Origin of the sequence: Streptomyces sp. DH10 (assembly GCF_029813805.1) — a bacterium.
Taxonomy (GTDB): Bacteria; Actinomycetota; Actinomycetes; order Streptomycetales; family Streptomycetaceae; genus Streptomyces; species Streptomyces coeruleofuscus.
This window is the reverse complement of record NZ_JARVKU010000018.1, coordinates 1-20,050: the sequence shown is the minus strand read 5'-3', so window position 1 is coordinate 20,050 and position 20,050 is coordinate 1. Positions and strand designations below refer to the sequence as shown.

16 protein-coding genes and 1 tRNA gene are annotated in these 20,050 nt (G+C 69.9%); 5 read left to right on the top strand and 12 right to left on the bottom strand.

What is annotated here, in order from left to right:
- Position 1: 1 nt before the first annotated feature.
- From QC385_RS30840 to QC385_RS30800, 9 genes are all read right to left on the bottom strand, one after another.
- Positions 2–2,671, bottom strand: a complete 2,670-nt coding sequence (locus QC385_RS30840; RefSeq protein WP_443033038.1) for a tetratricopeptide repeat protein — start codon at positions 2,669–2,671, stop codon at positions 2–4.
- 17 nt (positions 2,672–2,688) lie between these two features.
- Complete coding sequence (locus QC385_RS30835) at positions 2,689–4,023, bottom strand: hypothetical protein (RefSeq protein ID WP_279544655.1); 1,335 nt, start codon at positions 4,021–4,023, stop codon at positions 2,689–2,691.
- 48 nt (positions 4,024–4,071) lie between these two features.
- The gene (locus tag QC385_RS30830) at positions 4,072–5,100 is read right to left on the bottom strand and encodes a glutamate ABC transporter substrate-binding protein (protein ID WP_279544654.1); all 1,029 of its coding nucleotides are present in this window, start codon (positions 5,098–5,100) and stop codon (positions 4,072–4,074) included.
- Between the two features lie 29 nt (positions 5,101–5,129).
- Entirely contained in the window at positions 5,130–6,530 is a 1,401-nt protein-coding gene (locus tag QC385_RS30825) for a hypothetical protein (RefSeq protein WP_279544653.1), read from the bottom strand.
- Positions 6,531–6,738: 208 nt separating this feature from the next.
- Complete coding sequence (locus QC385_RS30820) at positions 6,739–7,179, bottom strand: GNAT family N-acetyltransferase (protein ID WP_279544652.1); 441 nt, start codon at positions 7,177–7,179, stop codon at positions 6,739–6,741.
- 71 nt (positions 7,180–7,250) lie between these two features.
- Positions 7,251–8,660: a Cys-Gln thioester bond-forming surface protein gene (locus QC385_RS30815; RefSeq protein WP_279544651.1), complete on the bottom strand. Its 1,410-nt coding sequence runs from the start codon at positions 8,658–8,660 to the stop codon at positions 7,251–7,253.
- A gap of 279 nt (positions 8,661–8,939) precedes the next feature.
- Positions 8,940–9,428: a single-stranded DNA-binding protein gene (locus QC385_RS30810; protein ID WP_279544650.1), complete on the bottom strand. Its 489-nt coding sequence runs from the start codon at positions 9,426–9,428 to the stop codon at positions 8,940–8,942.
- A gap of 382 nt (positions 9,429–9,810) precedes the next feature.
- Complete coding sequence (locus tag QC385_RS30805; protein WP_279544649.1) at positions 9,811–11,793, bottom strand: YfjP family GTPase; 1,983 nt, start codon at positions 11,791–11,793, stop codon at positions 9,811–9,813.
- A 3-nt stretch (positions 11,794–11,796) separates the two neighbouring features.
- Positions 11,797–13,404, bottom strand: a complete 1,608-nt coding sequence (locus QC385_RS30800) for a dynamin family protein (RefSeq protein WP_279544648.1) — start codon at positions 13,402–13,404, stop codon at positions 11,797–11,799.
- 320 nt (positions 13,405–13,724) lie between these two features.
- Between QC385_RS30800 and QC385_RS30795 the strand changes: the two genes are divergently transcribed.
- A tRNA-Arg gene (locus QC385_RS30795) sits at positions 13,725–13,800 on the top strand.
- Between the two features lie 87 nt (positions 13,801–13,887).
- Here QC385_RS30795 and QC385_RS30790 read toward each other — a convergent pair.
- On the bottom strand, positions 13,888–14,619 hold the full coding sequence (locus QC385_RS30790; RefSeq protein ID WP_279544647.1) for a tyrosine-type recombinase/integrase: 732 nt from the start codon (positions 14,617–14,619) through the stop codon (positions 13,888–13,890).
- Positions 14,620–14,986: 367 nt separating this feature from the next.
- On the opposite strand from QC385_RS30790, the gene QC385_RS30785 reads away from it, so the two are divergent.
- The 3 genes from QC385_RS30785 to QC385_RS30775 are packed head-to-tail and all read left to right on the top strand — an operon-like array spanning position 14,987 to position 16,033.
- A complete protein-coding gene (locus QC385_RS30785; protein ID WP_279544646.1) occupies positions 14,987–15,304 on the top strand; it encodes a hypothetical protein in 318 nt (105 codons plus the stop codon).
- A 19-nt stretch (positions 15,305–15,323) separates the two neighbouring features.
- Positions 15,324–15,809 carry an NUDIX hydrolase gene (locus QC385_RS30780; protein WP_279544645.1) on the top strand — a complete coding sequence of 162 codons (486 nt, stop codon included), beginning with the start codon at positions 15,324–15,326 and terminating at the stop codon, positions 15,807–15,809.
- A 14-nt stretch (positions 15,810–15,823) separates the two neighbouring features.
- Complete coding sequence (locus QC385_RS30775; RefSeq protein WP_279544644.1) at positions 15,824–16,033, top strand: e9imm peptide; 210 nt, start codon at positions 15,824–15,826, stop codon at positions 16,031–16,033.
- 204 nt (positions 16,034–16,237) lie between these two features.
- On the opposite strand, the gene QC385_RS30770 is transcribed toward QC385_RS30775, so the two are convergent.
- Positions 16,238–16,960: a hypothetical protein gene (locus QC385_RS30770; protein ID WP_279544643.1), complete on the bottom strand. Its 723-nt coding sequence runs from the start codon at positions 16,958–16,960 to the stop codon at positions 16,238–16,240.
- Between the two features lie 599 nt (positions 16,961–17,559).
- Positions 17,560–17,910 carry a hypothetical protein gene (locus QC385_RS30765; RefSeq protein ID WP_279544772.1) on the bottom strand — a complete coding sequence of 117 codons (351 nt, stop codon included), beginning with the start codon at positions 17,908–17,910 and terminating at the stop codon, positions 17,560–17,562.
- Positions 17,911–18,576: 666 nt separating this feature from the next.
- On the opposite strand from QC385_RS30765, the gene QC385_RS30760 reads away from it, so the two are divergent.
- Positions 18,577–19,527 carry a restriction endonuclease gene (locus QC385_RS30760; protein WP_279544642.1) on the top strand — a complete coding sequence of 317 codons (951 nt, stop codon included), beginning with the start codon at positions 18,577–18,579 and terminating at the stop codon, positions 19,525–19,527.
- Positions 19,528–20,050 lie beyond the last annotated feature (523 nt).

The window sequence follows — 20,050 nt, the reverse complement described above, 5'->3', positions numbered from 1 at the left end:
ACTACACCCACGTCCGGGGGCGGTAACGATTGGCACGTTCCACCAGGTCGATCCTCTCCTCGCCGCCCCGCGCCAGCCGGGCCAGCGTGCGGTACGAGCGTTCCAGTCCGAAACGCAGGCCCCGCTCGTCCAGGCCGCTGCCGAGCAGCGTCCGTCCCCCGGCGGCGGGAGGGGCGGAACCCTGGCCCCCGGAGAGTACCCAGTCCAGCGCGCAGCCGAGGACTTCGGCCGACAACTGCTCGCGCCGCGCCGGGTCCAGACCGTACGCGTCCAGGGCCTCGACCTGCGCCGCGGCGGCCGTCAGGTCCTCCAGGAACGGTACGTCCGAGGCGGTCGCCGTGCGCTGCCGCAGCCTCGCCCGGACGGCGGCCACGCGCGCTGCCGTGTAGTGGATGGAGGACTCCGGGACCGACTCCAGGGTCCGTACGGCGCTGCGCCGGTCCTCGGTCGCCAGCTGCACGCGGGCCAGCCCGAACGCGGCGCTCACATAGCTCGGGTCGGTCGACCACACCAGCCGGTAGTACTCGGCGGCGTTGTCGAGCTGGCCCAGCACCTCCGCGCACAGGCCCAGCGCCAGCTTGGGCGCGATCTCGCCGGGGAAGGCGTCGTAGATCGCGTCGAAGGCGAGCGCGGCGCCCTCGTCGTCGCCCGTCACCAGCGCGGCCACGCCCCGGTACCAGACCACCCGCCAGTCGTCGGGCCGCTCCCCCTCCAGCGTGACCAGCGCCTCCAGCGCGGCGGCCGGATCACCGGTCTCCAGCCAGGCCCGGATCTGCCGCAGCCGCGTCTCGATCGACGGGGCCGGAGCCGCCGCGAGGGCGCCGAGCAGTTCGGCCGGGGCGGAGGTCATCAGGCCCGCCAGGAAACCGGCGTTGGGGTCGGACGGGTCGACGCGGGGGACGGGAAGGGCGAGGGCGGCGGCGGGGGTGTCGACGGGCTTGACGAGGCCGTGGAGGGTGGGGAGGCTCTGCGCGCCACCATGGCCGCCGCCCGGGCCCGGCCCTGCCGCGGCTCCTCCCACTCCGGCGTGAAGCCGGGCGGCGTGGGGCTGGGAGGGGACAGCGGGCAGCGCCGCCGCGGTCCCGGAGTGGCGCCGGTTCCGTACCGCCCTCGCCCCGAGCCTGGACACCTCACCGTCCAGCTTCGGGAACAACACCGTGTCCGTGACCCGCAGCTCGGGCCCGAACAGTGTGGACAGGGCGGGCCGGGCGCGGCCCGTCTGGAGGGAGACGACCTCCCGCAGGACGCCCGTCAGCTGCTCGGTCATCTCCTGAGCGGAGGCGAACCGGCGGGCCGGGTCGGGATCGGTGGCCCGGACCAGGAGGCGGTAGAACGACTCGTACTGCCGGAAGACCTCGATGTTGTCCGGGTCGGGCAGGGAGTCGACGTAGACGTTCGTGTAGCCCTGGAAGTCGAAGGTCAGGACGGCCAGGGTGCGGGCGACGGTGTAGAGGTCGCTCGCCACCGACGGGCCGACCTCGGCGACCTCCGGCGCCTGGTAGCCGACCGTGCCGTAGATGGCCGACTCCTCGTCGTCCATCCTGCGGACCGCGCCCATGTCGATCAGCTTGAGCTGGTCCTCGGTCTGGATGGCGTTGTCGACCTTGAAGTCGCAGTACAGCAGGTTGCGGCTGTGCAGATGACCGAGCGCCTCCAGGGCCTCCAGGCCGTACGCGCAGGCCTGTTCCACCGGCAGCGGGTCGCGCCTGCCCTGCGGGGTGCGGCGGGAGTTGGCGATCTCCTTCAGCGATTTCCCGCCGACGTACTCCATGACGATGTAGCCGTCGAGGGAGCCGGTGCGCTGGTCCAGGTGCTCCACGAAGTTGTAGATCCGCACGATGTTGGCGTGCTCGATCTCCGCCAGGAAGCGCCGCTCGGAGATGGCCGCGGCCATGGCGTCCTGGTCGCCGGTGTCCAGCAGACCCTTGAGGACCACCCAGCGGTCGGAGACCGCCCGGTCGACGGCCAGGTAGATCCAGCCCAGGCCGCCGTGCGCGAGGCAGCCCACCACCTCGTACTGGCCGTGCACGACGTCCCCGGCCTTCAGCTTCGGCACGAACGAGTACGGATGGCCGCACTTGGTGCAGAAACCCTCCGTACGTCCCGGACGGTCGCCGCGCGCGCGGCCCACCTGGGCGCCGCAGTCGGAACGCGAGCAGAACCGCTTCCGCTCGGGCACCTCGGGGTTGTCCAGGACCATGGCGCGCGGGTCGGGCCGCGGGATCGGCGGGACCTGGACCAGTCCGGCGCCCAGCCGGCCCCGGGACGAGGAACCGGCGGCGGAGCCGGAGCTGCGCACCGACACCGAGCGGCCCGTCGCCTTGCCCGACAGGGAGCGCGAGAGGCGTCCCGACACCGAGCGGCGGGACTTCGACGACTGGGACGACGTACGGGAACTGCGGCCGGTGGAACGGGAGCTGCCGCTGCCCCCCGAGCCGCGGGAGCCGCCCTTGCCGCCGGCGGTGATGCCGGTCGGAGGTGACCCGACCATGCCGTTCGACGCGACGACCGGGGCCAGGCCGCAGGTGTCGCAGTACAGTTCGCCGCCGCCCACGTCTTCGTAGCTGCCTCCGCAGGCGGGGCGCTGGCAGGTGCGCTGCGGATCGCCCGGTGTTCCGCCCGGTGACCGGCTCGGCGGTTCGTTCGGCGGTTCGTTCGGTGCCTGACTCACGGACTCCCCCTTGTCGCTCATGCGCCCGGCCCCCTCCGGTCGTCCTCCGGCACGCCCGGGTCCGCCACCCGCGGGCCGCCGAGCAGTTCCGCGGCGGCCTTCTGGTAGCGCAGCACGGCCTGTTCGGCGGCGCGCAGGTCGCAGGGGGCGCTCCACAGCATGCGGCGGGCCTTCTCGTACCGCTCGACGAGCAGCGTGTCCTCGGCGAAGCCGTGCCGGGCCACCTTCGCCTTGTACGCGTCGAGCCGGCCACGCAGTTCGGCGCGGACCGCCAGGGGTGCGGTGACCGCGGTCAACGACTCGCGGGCCCGCAGCAGTTCGTCCTCCGCCTTCTCCTCCAGCGACTCCAGGAGCGGGGACAGCCGGTGCCACTGTGCCTGTCTGCGGTACTCCGCGGCCGCCGCTAGCTGCTCCTGCAATGCGGTCGGCGGTCCGCTGACGACCGGCACCTCCGTCGCCGCGATCTTCGCGAGCACCTCGCCGCGCGCGGCGCGCGCCTCGGCGAGCGTCCGGTCAGCGCGGCTGAGCACGTCCCGCAGTCGGACGATCCGCTTCTCGGCGTCCTGCCGTACGGTCAGGACCGCGTCGATCTCCCGGCGTACGTCCTCCAGGGCGCGCGCCTCACGGTCGTACACCGTCGTGTCCGGCCTGCCGCCGCCCGGGGCCGAACTGCCCTCCGCGGCCAGCCAGAACGCCAGCGGGTCCGACACCACCTGCTCGCGCAGCTTGGTGAGCGTACGGGTGATGCGCTCCAGGTCGTCGCCCGCCGGGTGCTCTCCGGGGCGCACCCCGACCGAGTGCGCGAGCCGGCGGGTGCGCTGGAGCTCGGCCGCCAGCAGATCGATCCGGGCGGGCAGCGCCGACCAGACCGCGTCGGCCGCGACGACCATGTCCAGGCTCGTCGCGTACAGCTCGTTCATCCGGTCGACGAGGGTGGCGAGCGAGTAGCGTTCGCTGAGTTTGTTCCCCGTGCCGTGCAGGGTCGGGGCGTTGGCCGTAGCGGTGACGCTGCCCGCGACCGTGACCGACTCGCCGTTCAGCAGCTCCGTCAGCTCCACCAGGTCCTCGCGGCTGGACCAGCGGCGGCGGGCGCGGATCTCCCGGGCGGTGCGCAAGGCGTCCGTGTACGCGTCGAAGTACGTCCACAGCAGCGTGATCGACGCCTCCGTGGACGTCCAGCGTTCCTGGGTGACGCCGGTGAGCTCGGCGCCCTCCAGGAGTCTGCGGCCCGCGTGGTCCTGGAGGGCGAGGAGCGAGGTCTCGATCGCCTCGTGCTCCGCGCCGAGCCGCGCCAGCGCACGGTCCACCTCGTCCCGGTCCATCACCGGCCCGGTGGATCCCGTGACGCCCATCGATCACCTCTCGCTGCGGTTGTGCCGGTTGGGGGGTCGGTGCGGTTGTCAGGTCGTGCGCAGGTACTGCGGTGGTGGTGGTTCCGACTTCTCCGAAATCTTGCCCAGTGTCGCCGACAGCCATTTGTTGTACGACGCCTGCCAGCCGTTCGCGGTGTCCTTGCGGTAGTCCACCAGGATCTGGTTGACCCGGCGTACCAGATCGTCGGCGTCCTTCTTCATCGCCACGCCGTAGTACTCGGCAGTGAAGGCGTCGCCCTTGAGCTCGACCGTCGGATCCTGTGCCGCCTGGCTCGCGGCGAGCGCGCCGTCGGTGACCACCGCGTCGGCCTCGCCGAGCTGGAGCCTGACGAGGCAGTCGAGTTGGTTCGGGACGGTCTTGGAGATGTCGGTCGTGGCGGGGAGTTTGCCGCTCTCCTTGTCCGCTTCCAGCGTGGAGTACGCCGTGGAGCCCGCGGCCGTGCAGATCCGCTTGCCGGCGAGCGTGCCGTCGTAGCCCTTGATGGGCGAGGACTTGGGGGCCAGGACCTGTTGTCCGGTCTTGAAGTACGGCGCGGAGAAGGCGACCTCACCGATGCGCTCGCAGTTGATCGTCATCGTGCGGACGACCATGTCCACGCTGCCGTCCCGGATCGCCGGGATGCGCTCGTTGGTGGGGATCGCCTTGAACTGGACCGCGTTCCGGTCGCCGAGTATGTCCTCGGCGATGCGGTGGACCAGGTCGATGTCGAAGCCCTCCAGCTCCCCGCGCTTGCCGCTGTTGGGGTCGCGGTAGCCCCAGCGGTAGCCGTTCTGGTCGACGCCGACGATCAGCTTGCGCTTGCCGCCCTGACGGTTCTTGATCTTCTGGATGGTGTCGCCGTCGGCGGAGGAGGGCGACAGGGTCTGCTTCTCGGGGTCCTCGCAGTCCTCTTCGGCCTTGATCGTGGCCGACTGGGCGACGGACTGGTCGTCCACGCTCCTCGGTCCCGACAGCGGGAGGCACAGGGCGAAGACCGCCACCAGGGCGCAGACGACCGCCATCGCGGCCACCCCGCCCCAGCCCTTCAGACTGGCCCGCAGACGTCGTGCTCGCATGGTCGTGCCCCCTTTCACCCGTGTCCCGTTCATCGGTACTCCGACAGCCTGCGGCCGATGCCGAGCACCGCGCCGGCGGCGCCGAGCACCGCGAGGACGGCCGCGCCCGCCGACAGGCCCGTCAGGGCGTCCCGGCCGTCACCGGCCGCGCGCTTGAACTCGGTTTCCTCGTGCGCGAGTGCCCTGCGCAGGTTGTCGTCGACGCTGTCGAAGCACTCGCCGGTCGTCTTCCCGGTGCCGACGACCTTGTCCAGCGCCTGCTGGTAGTTGCCGTTCTCGTCCTGCTCGCGGGCCGCGGCGTGGCGCTTCTTCCACTCCGCCATGTTGCCGACGGCAGCGGTGACGGGGCTTTCGCCCGATGCGTCGTCGGCGAGTTCGCCTGCGGCCGCCAGGTGCTTGCCCAGGGCTTTGATGTCCGTGCGGAAGTCGTAGTCGTAGGCGTCGTAGGTCTCGTCGCCGACCTTCTTCGTCTCGGCGCCGCGGGCCACCAGCGTCAGGTTCTCGTTGCCCCTGGCCTTGAGGGAGGCGATACGGGCGTCGTGCAGCACGTTCAGGGAACGGACGCCGTGGTCGTAGGAGTCGTTCAGGCCCGCGCGGGCGACGCTGTGGCCGATGACCAGCCAGAGGAGGACCACGGTCGCGGTGGCCGTGGCGGCGACCAGGCCGTGGTTCAGGACGCGGTTGGTGCGCTGGTAGTTGCGGTGCTGGGCCCAGGCCAGGGCGGCCAGGGCGGCGACGCCGAGGGCGATGGCGGCCCAAGGGTAGGGCGTGGCGGCCGCGTAGTCCGCGCGCAGGCGCTGGTTCTCCTTCTTGTACAGGTCCTCCGCCGCCGGGAGCATCTCCTCCTGCATCTTCTCGTTGGCGTAGCGGAGGTAGGCGCCGCCGACCGGGAAGCCCTGGCGGTTGTAGGTGCGGGCGCGTTCGACCAGGCCCTTGTACTCCGGGAGGAGTCTGTTGAGCTTGGCGATGGTCGCCGCGGACGGGGAGTCCGGGTCCGAGTTGGCGGCGGCGTTGACGAGTTTCTCCGCTGCCGTGCGGATGTCCTTCTCGTAGCGGTCGCGGGAGGCGGCCGTCTCCTGGCCGCCGGCGAGGAAACCGCTGGAGGCGGCGGTGTTGGCGTCCGCGAGGGAGCGGTAGATGTCGGCCGCGTCCGAACTGAGGGGCTGGCTGCTGGTGAGGACGTCGTCGGCGGCGGCCGCGCGCTCGGTCATCTGCCAGGCGGTGACGGCGCCGAAGGCGACGACGAGGAGCGCGAGCAGGGCGCCGATGATCCGCAGGCGGCCGGGCTCCGTGGTGGCGGCGGCCCGGAGTTGGTCCAGCCCCTCGGCGAAGGCGGTACGCCGGGGCTGAGGTTCAGCGGGGCCGTGGGGAGCTTGGGCCGGTGGTGACGGTGGTGCCGGCTGGGCCGGCACGGCCGGGAGAGTGGGCATGCCCGGCCCCGTTGGTGGTGTGCTGCTCGTCGGCAGGTGTGTCACTGTGACCTCCCCCATGGTCATCCGTCGCCGCAAGTATCCCTTCCGGCACTGACATCCGCACCGGCCTTGCCTCGATCTTGATCTGATCGCAGCGCGAGGCACCACCCCTTGCCCAGAAACACGTCAGGGGAATCGGTTCGGTTCCCGCCGGGAACGCGCACAGCTACTCCACATAGCGGCGAAACCCTTGCGCCGGCGCTTTGAAGCCGCACGCTTCGTAGAAGCTGTGCACGTACTCGTCGTCCGCCGCCAGCAACTGCACCTTGTAGCAGCCGGCCGACTCCCCCAGCCGCACGGCCGCCTCCATCAGCCGGCGCCCGACGCCCCGCCGCTGGAAGCGGCCGGCCACCACCACGTTCTCCACGAACAGGATGGCCCGGCCGCCGCGGGTGAGATTCGGCATCACGACGCAGTCCGCCGTCCCGGCCACGACTCCGTCGGCCTCGGCGACCAGGACGGTCCGCCCCTGCTGCCCGGATATGACCGCCCAAACGGCCTCCGCGGTCTCCTGGGGCAACGGCGCGTCGTCCGGGTTCAGTTCACCGTAGAGGCCCAGCAGCGCCCTCAGATCCGCCTCGTCTGCCGCCCGTGTCGTGATCTTCATGGGGTGAGCGTAGAGCGAGGGGATCGGCGCGCGTTCGGGCACTCACAGTTGGGGGGCGAGCCCGCGGACCGTCAGTCCCCCGTCGGTGTCTCCCCGCGGCGGAGCACGATCAGGGTCGTTCCGCCGATCAGGACCAGGGCGATGGCGATGCCGGCGATGAGAGGGGTGACTCCGGAGCTGCCGGTTTCGGCGAGGTTGGTGTCCGAGGCCGTGCCGCCCACCGAGGCCGGGCTCGGTTCGCTGAGGGTTTGCGTGGCCGTGCCGGTCTGGCTGCCCTGGATCTGACAGTCCAGCATGCCGGTGAAGCGCTGGGTGAAGCCGCCCGGGCCGTGGATCGTGAAGTCGTAGGCCTGGTCCTCCTGGAGCGGGACCGTCACCGTTCGGGACTCGCCCGCGGCGATGGTGTGCTCGAGTCCGGCCAGTTCGAAGGTGAAGGGCTCGTCGCCCTTGTTGGACGCGATGATGTCCACACCGCCCTCGGCGCAGTTCTTCGCCGCCGTCAGTGCCGGGACCGGGCCCTCCTTCGCCCAGGTCGCCGCGGCCGCCGCCGACACCGTCGACTCGCTGGAACCGGCCAGGATCTGCGTCTGGCTCCGGCTCTCGGAGGCGAACGCACGGCCGACCGGCACGGTGGTCGAGGCCTGCGCGGTCAGTTCCGCCGTGCCGGCCGCCGCGTCCTTGGGCACCTCGAAGAAGACCTGCCCGCCGTCGGACGTGGAGGTGACGGCCTTGCCCTGCTTGTCGACGATCCGGACCCCGCTCGTGGCGGCGTCCGCGGGTGGGCTCACCGTCACACTGCGGGCACCGGTGCGCACCGTCACCGGGCCCAGCCGCTCCCCCGGCCGGCCGGAGACCGCCGGCGGGTCGAGGGTCAGCGAGGCCCGGGGCTCCGGCCGGCTCCGGGCGTCCTTCTCCAGATAGTCCGCGAGCTGCTCGGCCTGCGGGTCGAGGGCGTCGACGGCCACGTCGTCCGAATAGCGCCAGATGGCCACCTGCGTGCCGGACGCCGCGTCCTGCTCGGTCAGCGCACCGCGGACGCCCGCCTTCCGCGCCAGCGCCGCGAGGTCGTTCACCTGCGGGTATGAGTTCTCAAGGATCCAGCGGATCCGGCCGGCGTCCTTGTTGGCACCCAGGGAAGTGCCGCTCCAGGGCGTCTCGTGGTACTTGGCGTCCCGCTGCGTCGGGTTGTGCAGGTCGACGCAGTACGTCTGGAGCATGCCGCCGCCGTCGACGGACATCTCGAACAGGCCTGCCGACACCTGCTGGTCCCCGCTGTCGCCGTGTATCACCGCGGTGCCGAACGTCTTGAGCCCGGCTATCGTCGCGGTCGCTCCGCCCTGACTCGGCGTGGTCTCCTCGGCGGCCGCCTGGCCGGCGCCGGCCAGCCCGCCCGCGGCGACGAGCCCGGACACCAGCGTCGCGGCACCGAGGCGGGCAGCCCCTCGCCTGCGTACGGACACCGCAGAGAACGAAGCAAACACCAAATTCCCCTTCGAGCAGGACCCGTCGATGTGGGGGGTACGGTCCCACCAGCAGAATCAGAAGCCTCGCAGGCCGCAAGAGCCCCGAGAGCCATGCCCGGCATCCTAGGTACGCGGCAGACGCCGCTCGCCGGTGAGACGGTCGGACGAGTGATCCGACTCGGAATCGTTATCGCCAAGACCCCTTGTGAGCAGGGCTTATCGACAAGTCCACCGCCGATTTTTCGGTGCGCACTCGCCGATAAGCCGCAGTTCGGGCAGGCAGTCGGGTGATTGACGTCACGTCAACGCGGCGGCTTCCGGAGGTTGTTGAGCGGTTGCGTCCATGGGGTCCGGGATCAGGTCCGGCGAACCCCCCGGCGAGGTCTCCCAGTTGGGTTCCGGCTGCGTCGACGCGGACGCCGGCTCCGACTTGCCGGCTCGGCGGAACGCCGAGGTGCCCCAGGCCAGGTCGTGGCCGATCGCGACCGCGTCGATGTCCGCGGAGGTCCAGCTCTGCCCCTCGCGCACATCGGTCCGCACCTTCAGCCTGCCCTGGACGATCACGGGCTCGCCCACGGTCAGTGACGCGGCCGTGTTCGTGGCGAGCTGCCGGTTGGCCCACACCGTGAAGAAGTTGGTGTGCCCGTCCGTCCACATGTTCTTCTCGCGGTCCCAGTAGCGCGCGGTCACGGCCATCCGGAACCTCGCCGACGGGCCGGACGCCATCTCCCGGTACACCGGTTGCGTCGCCACCCTGCCGACCGCGCAGACCATCGTCTCGTTCATCGCGAACCCCTCCCTCGCCCGGACTGCGACACCGGGCCGACACTCGTACGGGCCCCTCCCGTACGGCTGTGTCTGCCAGACTGCCGCCGCCGGGCCGAGCCCGCTGAGCGCTGTGGATCACCGCCCGCCTGTGGACAACGCCGCCACCCGGGCGGGTGACGGCGAGCGGTGTGTGATGCGGAGGGGCGCGGGCGTATGACGCGGAGGGGCGTACGACGCGGAGGGGCGGCGGACGCGGAGGGGCGTACGACGCGGCGCGGCGGCGGACGCGGAGGGGCGTACGACGCGGCGCGGCGGCGGACGCGGAGGGGCGTACGACGCGGCGCGACGAGGGACCTGGAGTGGCGCGCGACGCCAGTTTCCGAATGACGCCGACCCGGCGTCAGCTCCCCGCCCCCACCACCCTCCCGTACTGCTCCCGAACCTCCCGGTACCGCAGCAGCTCCGCCGCCACCGGATCCAGCACCCGGGCCCGCCCGCACCCGGCCGCCGCCTCCCGCAACCTGCGTTCCGCCTCCAGGCCGTAGCGCCGGGCCGGCCCCCGCGCCGCCATCCGGCAGCTCCACTCGATGAGCGGCCCGCCGACGATGCCGATCACCATCAGCAGCACCGGTACGCCCAGGTTCGGCGACATGACCCCGACGATCTGGCCCAGCAGCCACAGGCCGCCCAGGAACTGGAGGATGGTCATGGACGCCTGGGTCAGGACGGCCATCGGCCACCACCCCGGCCGCGGCGGCCGCCCTGTCGGCACTCCCGCGCGCGCGCTCAGCTCGTCCAGCGCCTCGGGCAGCCCCTGGGAACCGCGGACGGCGGCCTCGCGCACCGCCTGCGCCCAGGGCGCGGGCAGACCGGCCGAGGCCCGGTCCGCCACCGTCCGTACCGCCTGTTCGACCCGCTGCCGGGCGGTGGCCTCCTCGTCGGCCTGCGTGCGCGAGGGAAGCCGCCCCGTGGCGGGCTCGCCGCGGTCCTGGTACCAGCGCCACAGCCGCAGCCAGGGCGTGCCGCAGGCACGGTTGGCGTTGCGCAGCCACGCGCGTTCGGCGGCCTCGCCCGCCGCCGTGGCGCCCACGGCGTCCGCGAGCCGGTCCGAGAACTCCTCCCGGGCCTGTTCGCTGAGCCCTGTCCGGCGCTGCGTGGCGTAGACGGGCCACAACCGGGCCGCCGCGATGTCCACGTCGGCCGAAATGCGGCGGGCCGGCGCCGTGCGATCCGCCACGAACTGACCGAGCGCCTCGCGCAGTTCACCGACGCCGTCCCCGGTGAGCCCGGACAGCGCGAGCACGGTCGCACCCGGTTCGCCGTACTCCCCGAGGGCGATGCCGTCCTCGTCGAGGAGCCGCCGAAGATCGTCGAGGACCTGCTCGGCGGCCTCCCCGGGCAGCCGGTCGATCTGGTTGAGGACGACGAACATGACCTCCGCGTGGGCCGCCATCGGCCGCAGATAGCGCTCGTGAAGGACGGCGTCGGCGTACTTCTCCGGGTCGACGACCCAGATGACCGCGTCGACCAGCGCCAGGATGCGGTCCACGTGCTCGCGGTGCTGTACGGCCGCGGAGTCGTGGTCAGGCAGGTCGATGAGGACGAGTCCGCGCAGCTGGGACTCCCCGTCCCCGGTCGGCAGCGGGCGCCGACGCAGCCGGGGCGGGATGCCGAGCCGTTCGATGAGGGTGGCGGCCCCGTCGCTCCAACTGCACGCGATGGGCGCCGCGGTGGTGGGACGTCGTACGCCCGTCTCCGAGATGGCCACCCCGGCGAGCGCGTTGAACAGCTGTGACTTGCCGCTGCCCGTGGCGCCCGCGATGGCGACGACGGTGTGCTGCCCGGAGAGCCTGCGCCGCGCGGACGCCTCGTCGAGCACCCGGCCCGCCTCCGCCAGCGTCCGGCTGTCGAGCCGGGTGCGGGAGAGCCCCACCAGTTCACGCAACGCCTCCAGCCGGGAGCGCAGCGGCCCGTCGTACACCAGCGGGGACACCGACGACGGGGCGGCGGGACGGCTGTCCCTCACGGTGTACTGCTTTCCTGCGGTGGTCTCGTCGACCCGCCGTGCGATGAGCCCGTCGTCCCAGGTGCCGGAGGAGTCCGTGCGGGGATCAGTACGGGAATTCATACGGGAATCCGCACAGGGAGCAGTCCGGGAGGAGGAGTCGCCGTCCGGCACGCCCCCGGAGGCGTTCGAAGCGGCGTTCCTGGAAGCATTGTTCCCGGGGGCGTTCTCGGGGGCGTTCTCGGGGGCGTTCTCGGGGGCGTTTTCGGGGGCGTTCTCGGGGGCCCTCGACGATGGATTGTCGGCGGCTCCCGCCTTGTCCGCGTCGCCCGGCTGGTCGGCGCGCTCGGTGTGGTCCTGGTCAGTGACGGCGGTCACCGGTCACCTCTCCTTCTGAAGTACGGACAGGGCGGCGATGAGTTCGGCCTGGGGCTCCGGATGGACGTCGAGGGCGTCGAGCGGGGCGAGCCGGCGCTCGCGCTCGTCGTGCAGGACCCGGTCGACGTGCTCGGCGAGCAGCCGTCCGGCCCGATCGCGCAGCCGCAGCGCGCCGTGGGCGCCGATCCGCTCGGCGAGCCCCTCCCCGGCCATCCGTCCCCGGCGGCCGCCCAGCAGGGAGGTGGCGACCAGGGCGGCGACCAGCTCTGGGTCGGGCGCGAGGTTGCGGTCGAGCTCGCGCACCTCGTCCTCGGCGTACTCCTCGAGCTCACGCCGCCACCGCCGTACGGCGAGACCGATCCGGTGCTCGGCGCTCTCCGCGGCGGGTTCCCGGTCGGCGAGCCCGGGTAGGGCCGCCGCGGGTTCACGCCGCCAGGCGTCGTCGATGCGCTCGTCGGCGGCGGTGACGGCGCACAGCAGCAGCGCGCTCAGGCTCTCCACGAGCGCGTCGAGGAGTTCGCCGGCGGTGCAGTCCAGGGGGAAGGCGCGCCACCGCTTGAGGGCGTCCCCGGCGAGCACCGCCCCGGCCTGCAACCGGCCCCGCACGCGCGTGTGCTCGCGGTCGTACGCCCCGTCGACGGCGGCGGTGAGCCGTAGCGCGGCGGCGTACTGTGCGGCGGCGGCGCCGGCCAGCTCGGGCATCCGGGACTTCAGGGAGTCGAGGACGCCGTGCGCGGTACGGGCCATGACCTGCTGACGGGCCGCCGGATCCTGGGCCTGGTGGACCAGCCAGGTGCGCAGCTGGGCCACGGCGCTGGCCGGCAGGAGCCCGCCGCCCCAGGCCGACTCGGGCAGTTCCGGCACGGTGAACCGCGGCACCTCGCCGAGTCCGGCCTTGGTGAGCAGGGCGCCGTACTGCCGTGACACCTCGGCGACCACTTGGTGGGGCACGCGGTCCAGGACGGTCACGAGAGTGACGTCGTACTCCTTGGCGGTGCGCAGCATGTGCCAGGGGACGGCGTCGGCGTAGCGGGCGGCCGTGGTGACCATGATCCAGATGTCGGCCGCGCAGATGAGCTCGGCGGCCAGGACGCGGTTGTCGGAGACCAGGGAGTCGATGTCGGGGGCGTCGAGGAGGGCGAGGCCGGGCGGCATCGTCTCGGTGGTCTCGACGCGCAGCACGCGTGCGGGGTTCTCGCCCGGGAGCAGCAGATCGTCCGTGGGGTCCTGCTGGGGAACCCACACGCGCGTGAGATCGGGCAGCACCCGCATCCCACTGAACCAGTGATGATCCTCCGGATGGCAGACCAGCACGGGCGTCCGTGTCGTCGGCCGCAGCACCCCGGCCTCGCTGACCCGACGCCCCACGAGGGAGTTCACCAGCGTGGACTTCCCGGCTCCGGTGGAGCCCCCCACGACGGCCAGAAGTGGCGCTTCGGGGTCTCTCAGTCGGGGCACCAAGTAGTCGTCGAGCTGGGCGAGCAGTTCGTCGCGACTGGCACGCGCGCGTGGAGCCCCCGCCAGGGGCAGCGGGAAGCGTGCGGCGGCGACACGGTCGCGCAGGGCGGAGAGTGCGTCGAGCAGCTGAGGCCGTACGTCCAAGGTCACCACATGCGAAGAATGCCCAATTTTAGGGGATTTCTGAAGCATATGAGCATGTCTGCGCGCCGACGGAACACAAGGGACGGAAGGGACTACTGGGACACGGGCCCGCTCCAGGCATAACGAGTGCACAACACCCGATGCCTCTGACGCCAAAAGCGGTGCACGATTCGTACCTGCCTGCGATTATCAGGACCGCTTCACCGAACCTCCACATCGAGCCACGGAGGCGAAGCAACAGGGACAAGGACGCGGGAGCCCTATCCTTGTCCCCGGCAACGTCACGGATCGGCCCACACCAGGGCACCACGACAGAGGCCACCACACCGGCCCCCGTAGCTCAGTGGATAGAGCAGGCGCCTTCTAAGCGCTTGGCCGCAGGTTCGAGTCCTGCCGGGGGCGCCACCTCCTACCAGCAAAAACGCCCCAGAGGGGATCTCCCCTCCAGGGCGTTTCGTGTCTCTGACGGCAACGCTGACGGCAACGGCCCCGTCATTCGCCGGACAGCAGGTCTCCCAGCTTGTCCAGAGCGGCCCGCTTCTCCGTCATGTCGGCGTGCGCGTAGATGTTCATGGTCACGTCCAGGGCGCTGTGCCCGACGATGTCGCGGACGATGTGCGGCGGGATCCCGAGGCCCAGCAGCAGGGTCACGCAGGTGTGGCGGAGGTCATGGAAGCGGACGTCCAGGCCGAGCCGCTCGCGGATCGGGTAAAAGTGCCGGTTCAGGTTCCGGGGCTCGATCGGGGTCCCCCGCCGGGTGGTGAAGACCAGGCCGGTTTCCTGCCACTGCTCCCCTGCGGCTTCGCGCTCTTCCGCCTGGCGCTCCCAGTGCCGGCGGAGTGCGTCCACGCACACGGCCGGAAGCGGCAGGGGGCGCTCCGAGCGGCGCGTCTTGGGCGCGGTGAGCGTCAGCTCTCCGTTGACCCGCTGCAGGGCCGTACGGATCTCCAGGGATCCCCCGTCCAGGTCAACGTCCGACCAGTGGAGTCCCAGCAGTTCGCCACGCCGGAGCCCCAGGTACAGCGCGAGCACGTACGCCGCACTCAGCCGGTCGTCACGCACGTCGTCCAGGAGCTTCTTCCCCTCGGCGACGGACAGACCGCGGCCGACCCGGTACCGAGGAGTCTGGACCTGCACGAGCTTGGCAACGTTGCGCTGCACCAACTCCTCACGGACCGCGTGCTGGAGCGCGTTCCGCAGCACCGCATGCAGGTACTGGACCATGCGCGGCGACAGCCGACGCTCGCAGCACCGCTTGGGAGTGGCAGCACAGCAACGGCGCGCACCGGCCGGACGAGCGGCGTCACGTCCTTGAGCACAGCACTGGCAGGCCTGCCGAGCCCAGCCTGTTGTCCAATGGCCGGTTCGATGCCGCCACGCAGCTCGTTGGGGACGCTGGCGAGTACCTTCGCCCCGGCATGGACGACGCGAGCCCGGCGTTCCTGTCGATCTACGGAACCCTGTACCTCGCGGGCTCCATGGCTGCGGCCCGAGCGGAGGACCGTGCAACGACCCAGACCTTCCTTGCGGAGGCCGACCAGGCGGCGGAACCGACGCCAACCACGTCTGGACCGCTTTCGGTCCCACGAATGTGGCGATCCACCGGGTGGCGACCGCCGCCGAGCTGGGTGACATGCAGATCGCGGTGGACCTGGGCCCGGAGATCGACACCAGCGGCCTGCCGACCGAGCGCCGGACCCGGCACAACCTCGAAGTGGCGCGAGCGCTCAGCGCCCACAACCGCATGGACGGCGCTCTGGTGAAGATCCTTGAAGCGGAGAGCTGGGCACCTGAGCAGGTACGAAGCCACTACCTCGCCCGCGAGCTGGTGCTCACCTGGGTCCGGAACCAGCGAGGCCGGCCGAGCCGCAGTCTGGCGGACCTGGCCAACAGGCGGCATGTCGTCTGAGCTGGGTACCCTCGGCTGCATGGCGCCGACTGAACAGGAAGCGAAGATGGCGCATCCGCGTATGGCAGCGGGTGCGCTCTTCTTTGATGCCGCTGGGCGAGTCCTCATGGTGGAGCCCACATATAAGGACTACTGGGAGATCCCCGGCGGCTACGTCGAGACCGGCGAATCCCCTCTGCACGCGGCCGTCCGCGAGGTCCAGGAGGAGCTGGGCATCACCCCACTCCTTGGGCGCCTGCTCGCGGTCGACTGGGCCCCGAACGAGGCCGAGGGCGACAAGGTGCTGTACCTGTTCGACGGCGGCCAGCTCGGCCAGGACGTCCTGGCCCGGATCAGCTTGCAGCCCGAGGAGCTGAAGAGCTTCGCCTTCTTCACTCCCGAGCAGATCTCGGAGCACACCATCCCGCGATTGGCTCGGCGCATCATTGCAGCAACAGAGGCCCGAGACGCAGCTGCGCCTGTCTACCTGGAGCACGGGCAGACACCCGGCACCGAGGCGGCGTGACAACGCCCCGCAGCATGAGTCGAGCGGAAGGCATCCACCTCGTCCAGCGGCTCATGAACGCCGACTATGCCGACGAGACCGAAGCCGACGAGATCATCGCAGCACTCGTGCGCGGACTTGGCTGCCCACACGTCAGCGACTACGTCTTCTGGGACCACGATCCCCAGCTGACGGCGGAGAAGGTCGTCGACCGAGCCCTGTCCTACGAGCCGTTCGCCCTGTAACCGCACACTCGACCGCATCGCGGTAAGAGTTTCCCTACTTCATCAAGTGCCCGCGCACGGCGCGGGCGCGCGCCGCCTCTGCGGCGCGGCCTGCCTCCTGTCTGCGCCCCGGCTGGCCGCGCCCGGCGGCGCGCTCGGCGGCTGCGGGCATGAAGTGGGGGGACACCCTCTGTGGCTGGGGCGGTCGCACCCTAAAAGGGTGTCCTACAAAGCATTTGTGATCGCCTCCATTTCGCCATCCCGCCTTCCGGGAAGCTTAAGAATATATCTCAGATCTTTGAGGTTTTCCCTGGCGCATTCCCCCTCGAAATAAGGGTCATCCTGCATTTCCTCCCATTCCTTTGGAGGTGACAGCTTCCCCGGAAGGGAAATTATCACGGGGTGCGATGTAACCTTCCCGTTCTTATCGAAGCTTAGCTCAAGGGTGAGTCGAAACAGCATGCCATCAATAAACGGGTTCTCCGTATCCAGGCCGGTTTCGATCCTGATGCGCGTCGCTTCGTTCGGCTTCAAGAAGTCGTTCATCTCGATCGATACGTCGAACTTTGCCTTCTTTGGGTCCAGCGGGAGCGTCATCTTGTACCTACTGGACACGGGTATAGGGGCCCCGATGCCGCATGTGCCAATTACGCGCCACTCGCTCACATGCGCAGTGGCCCGCTTGAGAATGGACGTCTTGCTTCCAAGGTTCCGCATCTTAACGTCCAGAAAGACAGTTTCCTCTCCCCGTCCAGCTGGAGAAACATCAACCAATTCCAAAGCAGAGCTTGCGTCCAGGACCTTCTTCGGACTGCTCTTTTCGGAAGTGGCCTTGGAGGTGTCCTCGTTCTCAGGATCGCCAGAATCGAGCAAGTCAGGGATGATAGCCACGAAGGCTCCGACTAGCGCGATTAGTGCCGCACCGATAACAGCCTGCTCCGCAGTCATCCGCCGTCTTTCGCCCCTATTGCGCAAGGGGCCGCCTGTCGGTGAGTTGGTGGCTGGCGTGTTCTGCGTAAGATCCCTAGCTGAATCATTGGTTCCAGACCTGTTCTGTGCAGGCTCTCCCATTGAATTGTTCGGCTCGGTTCCCATGGCCCCCCGATCGTTCACCCCGTCTATGCCTCGAATGGTACGCATTGATCTCGGTTTCGAGCAGGCGATGTCGAGGCTGTAGAGAAAGCGATCGGATCGGATCGATAGGTTTCTTAAATGTCAGCGTATGCTGACGGAGATCCGAGCGGCCTGGGCCGTCCCTGGGCCGTGCGAAGCCGACCAACGCTGACAGTCGGCAACCACGGGTGACCACCCCCACCCCGCTGTGGCCTGGGCTACTGGAGTTGATCTGCGACACTGGGAGGGTTATGCCTGCACCCGGAGAACTGAGCTAACGTGCGCTGATCCGCACATCCGGTGAGTGTCTAACTGCGTGACAACGCCGACGAACAACGCCGGGCGAGCGCGGACGTCTGCGGACCATCAGCGCAGGTGAATGGCACGCCCTCCCAAGGCACCACGCCTACCGGAGTTGCTTCGGGACGAAGGGGTCAGTCATCCGTGTCTTCTGGACCGACGTCGCGGAAGACGGATGTGTAGCCACCGCTCCGAACAAGCTCGTCGACGACCTCGACCATCCCGGGAATGCCTCGGTCGCGGACGATCAGCCCATCCCATACGTAGAAGTACCTGCCGCCAAGGCATTCACCGGTCTGTCGCCAACGGTCCATGGTGCGGTGAACATTGTCCAGGGTGTAGATCGTCCCCGCCCACCGTTCCCCGTCGTCGAAGACCACCCACATGTCGACGTCGTCGATCTCGTCGAGAGGTACACCGAAATCGGGGACGAAGCAGATCTCGTATCCGTCACGTTGCACGCGGTAGAACGCCCCGTCCCACACCAACTTGGCTCCCCACCAATTGGCCACGCAAAGCGGATGTCAGCCCACCTGGCCCGGCTCGAACGGGCTGGCCCCCTCCACAACGGGCCGGTGCTGCGGGTCTACAGCTGCCGGCCGACGCAGGCAGGGCGATCGTAGAGCAGCACTGAGCGCCACCGCACCGCAGTTTCCGTCACCCCCAGCCCGGGCCGTCCCGGGGCCGTCCACGGGTCTGAGCTGCTCAGGGCCGTGGGCTTCCTCTGTCTTGCTGGTCAGCCGCACCTGTGATCAGCCAGACCGGCTGCTGAAGGCCATCTGCACGTCTCACCAGGGCGAGTCGAATGAGCGTCGAAGTCGACGGGCAAGCCACCGCCGGGGCGAACAACTGCCCAGGCAAGCCCTGTTGGGGCAAATGCACGAAGCGCCTTCAAGCCCTCACTCCAAGCCTGTCGCCAGAACCTGTTCACCAAGACGCCGACGGCAGTGACGGCAACGCTGACGGCAACGAGCGCAGACGGCGACGGCATTCGGCAGCCTGTCGCGGAAGTGGCACGACCCGGCCGGGCCAGGCTGCGGGGGTGTGCCCGCATCTTCTAAACTCCTGCTCCAGCGAGCATTGAACGGACATTGTGAGCTCGTTCGCCATCCCGGCCGCTTGCGGGAGCGCTACCGTACGAGAGGATTTGAGTGAGCGACACCGCCACAAACGCCGCTGTGGATGACCTGCCGAAGTTTTATGAGTTCTTCGCCCCCGCTCTGGCCGTGCTAGAGGCCGGGAAAACGATGCAGACGCGCGACATCGTCGCCGAGGTCTCCGACCGGCTTGAGCTGACCACCATGCAGCGCAATCAAGTCATACCCAGCGGGCAGCGGCGCCTCGACAATCGCGTGACGTGGGCGTTGAGCTACCTGTTCCACGCCGAGGCCGTACGCAAGCCCCGCCGTGGTCTGTTCGAGATCACGGATCGGGGGCGCCAGCTGGTTCAGGCACATCCGGATGGGTTCGGCCCTGACATCCTGCGCCAGTTCGAGGAGTTCCGGGCTTTCCAGGCACGGTCCAAGGGATCCCCAGGAGCGCAGACCAGCGGCCCGACGGGGCTCGATAGCACCAGCGATCAAACACCGTTCGAGCAGATCAGCGCTGCGGTCGAACAGCTTGATGCCGACGTCGCCGCCGAACTGGTGCAGCGTCTTCACGCCGCCCCACCTGAGTTTTTGGAGAAGGCGGTCCTGCGTCTGCTGGTCGCCATGGGCTACGGCGGTAGCGACGAGGCAGCCGTCCATCTCGGCGGCCCCGGGGACGGCGGGTTCGACGGTGTCATCAACCAGGATCCCCTCGGTATCGGCCGCATCTACATTCAGGCCAAGCGGTACAAGGCAGAAAGCGCGATCGGCAGGCCGGACGTGCAGGCGTTCCTTGGCGCCCTGCACCACGCCGGCGCGGCTGGAGGCGTCTTCATCACCACCAGTCGGTTCACGCCTGACGCCGTCGACTTCGCCCGGTCCATCACCCCGCGCGTCATCCTCATCGACGGCCCACGCCTCGGACGGCTCATGGTCACCCACGGAATCGGGGTGCAAGAGCGGCAGACGTTCCGAGTGGTGGAGACCGACGAGGACTTCTTCGAGACCGCCTGAACTGCTTCCCGCATTGGTTTTCACCGCCAGGCGTCCAACACAGGCGGTGCCCCTGGTCGAGCGGCACGGCCAGTTGGCGTCCTCGTGCGCTGTTAGCGACATGAGTTCTTCTGGGCCAGCGATCGAACTCCTAAAGGGGTGGTCACCAAGCTCAGCCTCATTGCGAGCGTGCCAAGGTCACGCCAGATGAGACAGGGAGCCCCGGACCGTCTCCGAGGCTCCCTGCCGCACTACACACGGCCGCCGCTCAGGCCCCTCAACGGTGCCCAGACGCGACCGGCCTCTGTCCGCCGCTGGTCGGTACGCGCAGCACGTCCCGCAATGCGCTGGTCAACTGGGCGGCGAGAAGGTGCAACTCCTCCAGATCTTCGGTGTCGTCGTCGAGTACCTGACGTGCATGCTCGAGCAGTTGGGACGCCATCCCCAACTGGAACGCCTCGGTGTGGTCCGCCAGGCGGGACACGTAGCACAACAGGCTCTCCCCGCACGCCGGCCGGGGACCTCACTGGACGAGGTCCCCGGC

Excerpts from the sequence above, each read along its gene's own strand:
- QC385_RS30835 (WP_279544655.1), bottom strand. The coding sequence starts at position 4,023 with ATGGGCGTCACGGGATCCACCGGGCCGGTGATGGACCGGGACGAGGTG.
- QC385_RS30830 (WP_279544654.1), bottom strand. The coding sequence starts at position 5,100 with ATGCGAGCACGACGTCTGCGGGCCAGTCTGAAGGGCTGGGGCGGGGTG.
- QC385_RS30825 (WP_279544653.1), bottom strand. The coding sequence starts at position 6,530 with ATGCCCACTCTCCCGGCCGTGCCGGCCCAGCCGGCACCACCGTCACCA.
- QC385_RS30820 (WP_279544652.1), bottom strand. The coding sequence starts at position 7,179 with ATGAAGATCACGACACGGGCGGCAGACGAGGCGGATCTGAGGGCGCTG.
- QC385_RS30810 (WP_279544650.1), bottom strand. The coding sequence starts at position 9,428 with ATGAACGAGACGATGGTCTGCGCGGTCGGCAGGGTGGCGACGCAACCG.
- QC385_RS30790 (WP_279544647.1), bottom strand. The coding sequence starts at position 14,619 with ATGGTCCAGTACCTGCATGCGGTGCTGCGGAACGCGCTCCAGCACGCG.
- QC385_RS30780 (WP_279544645.1), top strand. The coding sequence starts at position 15,324 with ATGGCGCCGACTGAACAGGAAGCGAAGATGGCGCATCCGCGTATGGCA.
- QC385_RS30775 (WP_279544644.1), top strand. The coding sequence starts at position 15,824 with ATGAGTCGAGCGGAAGGCATCCACCTCGTCCAGCGGCTCATGAACGCC.
- QC385_RS30770 (WP_279544643.1), bottom strand. The coding sequence starts at position 16,960 with ATGACTGCGGAGCAGGCTGTTATCGGTGCGGCACTAATCGCGCTAGTC.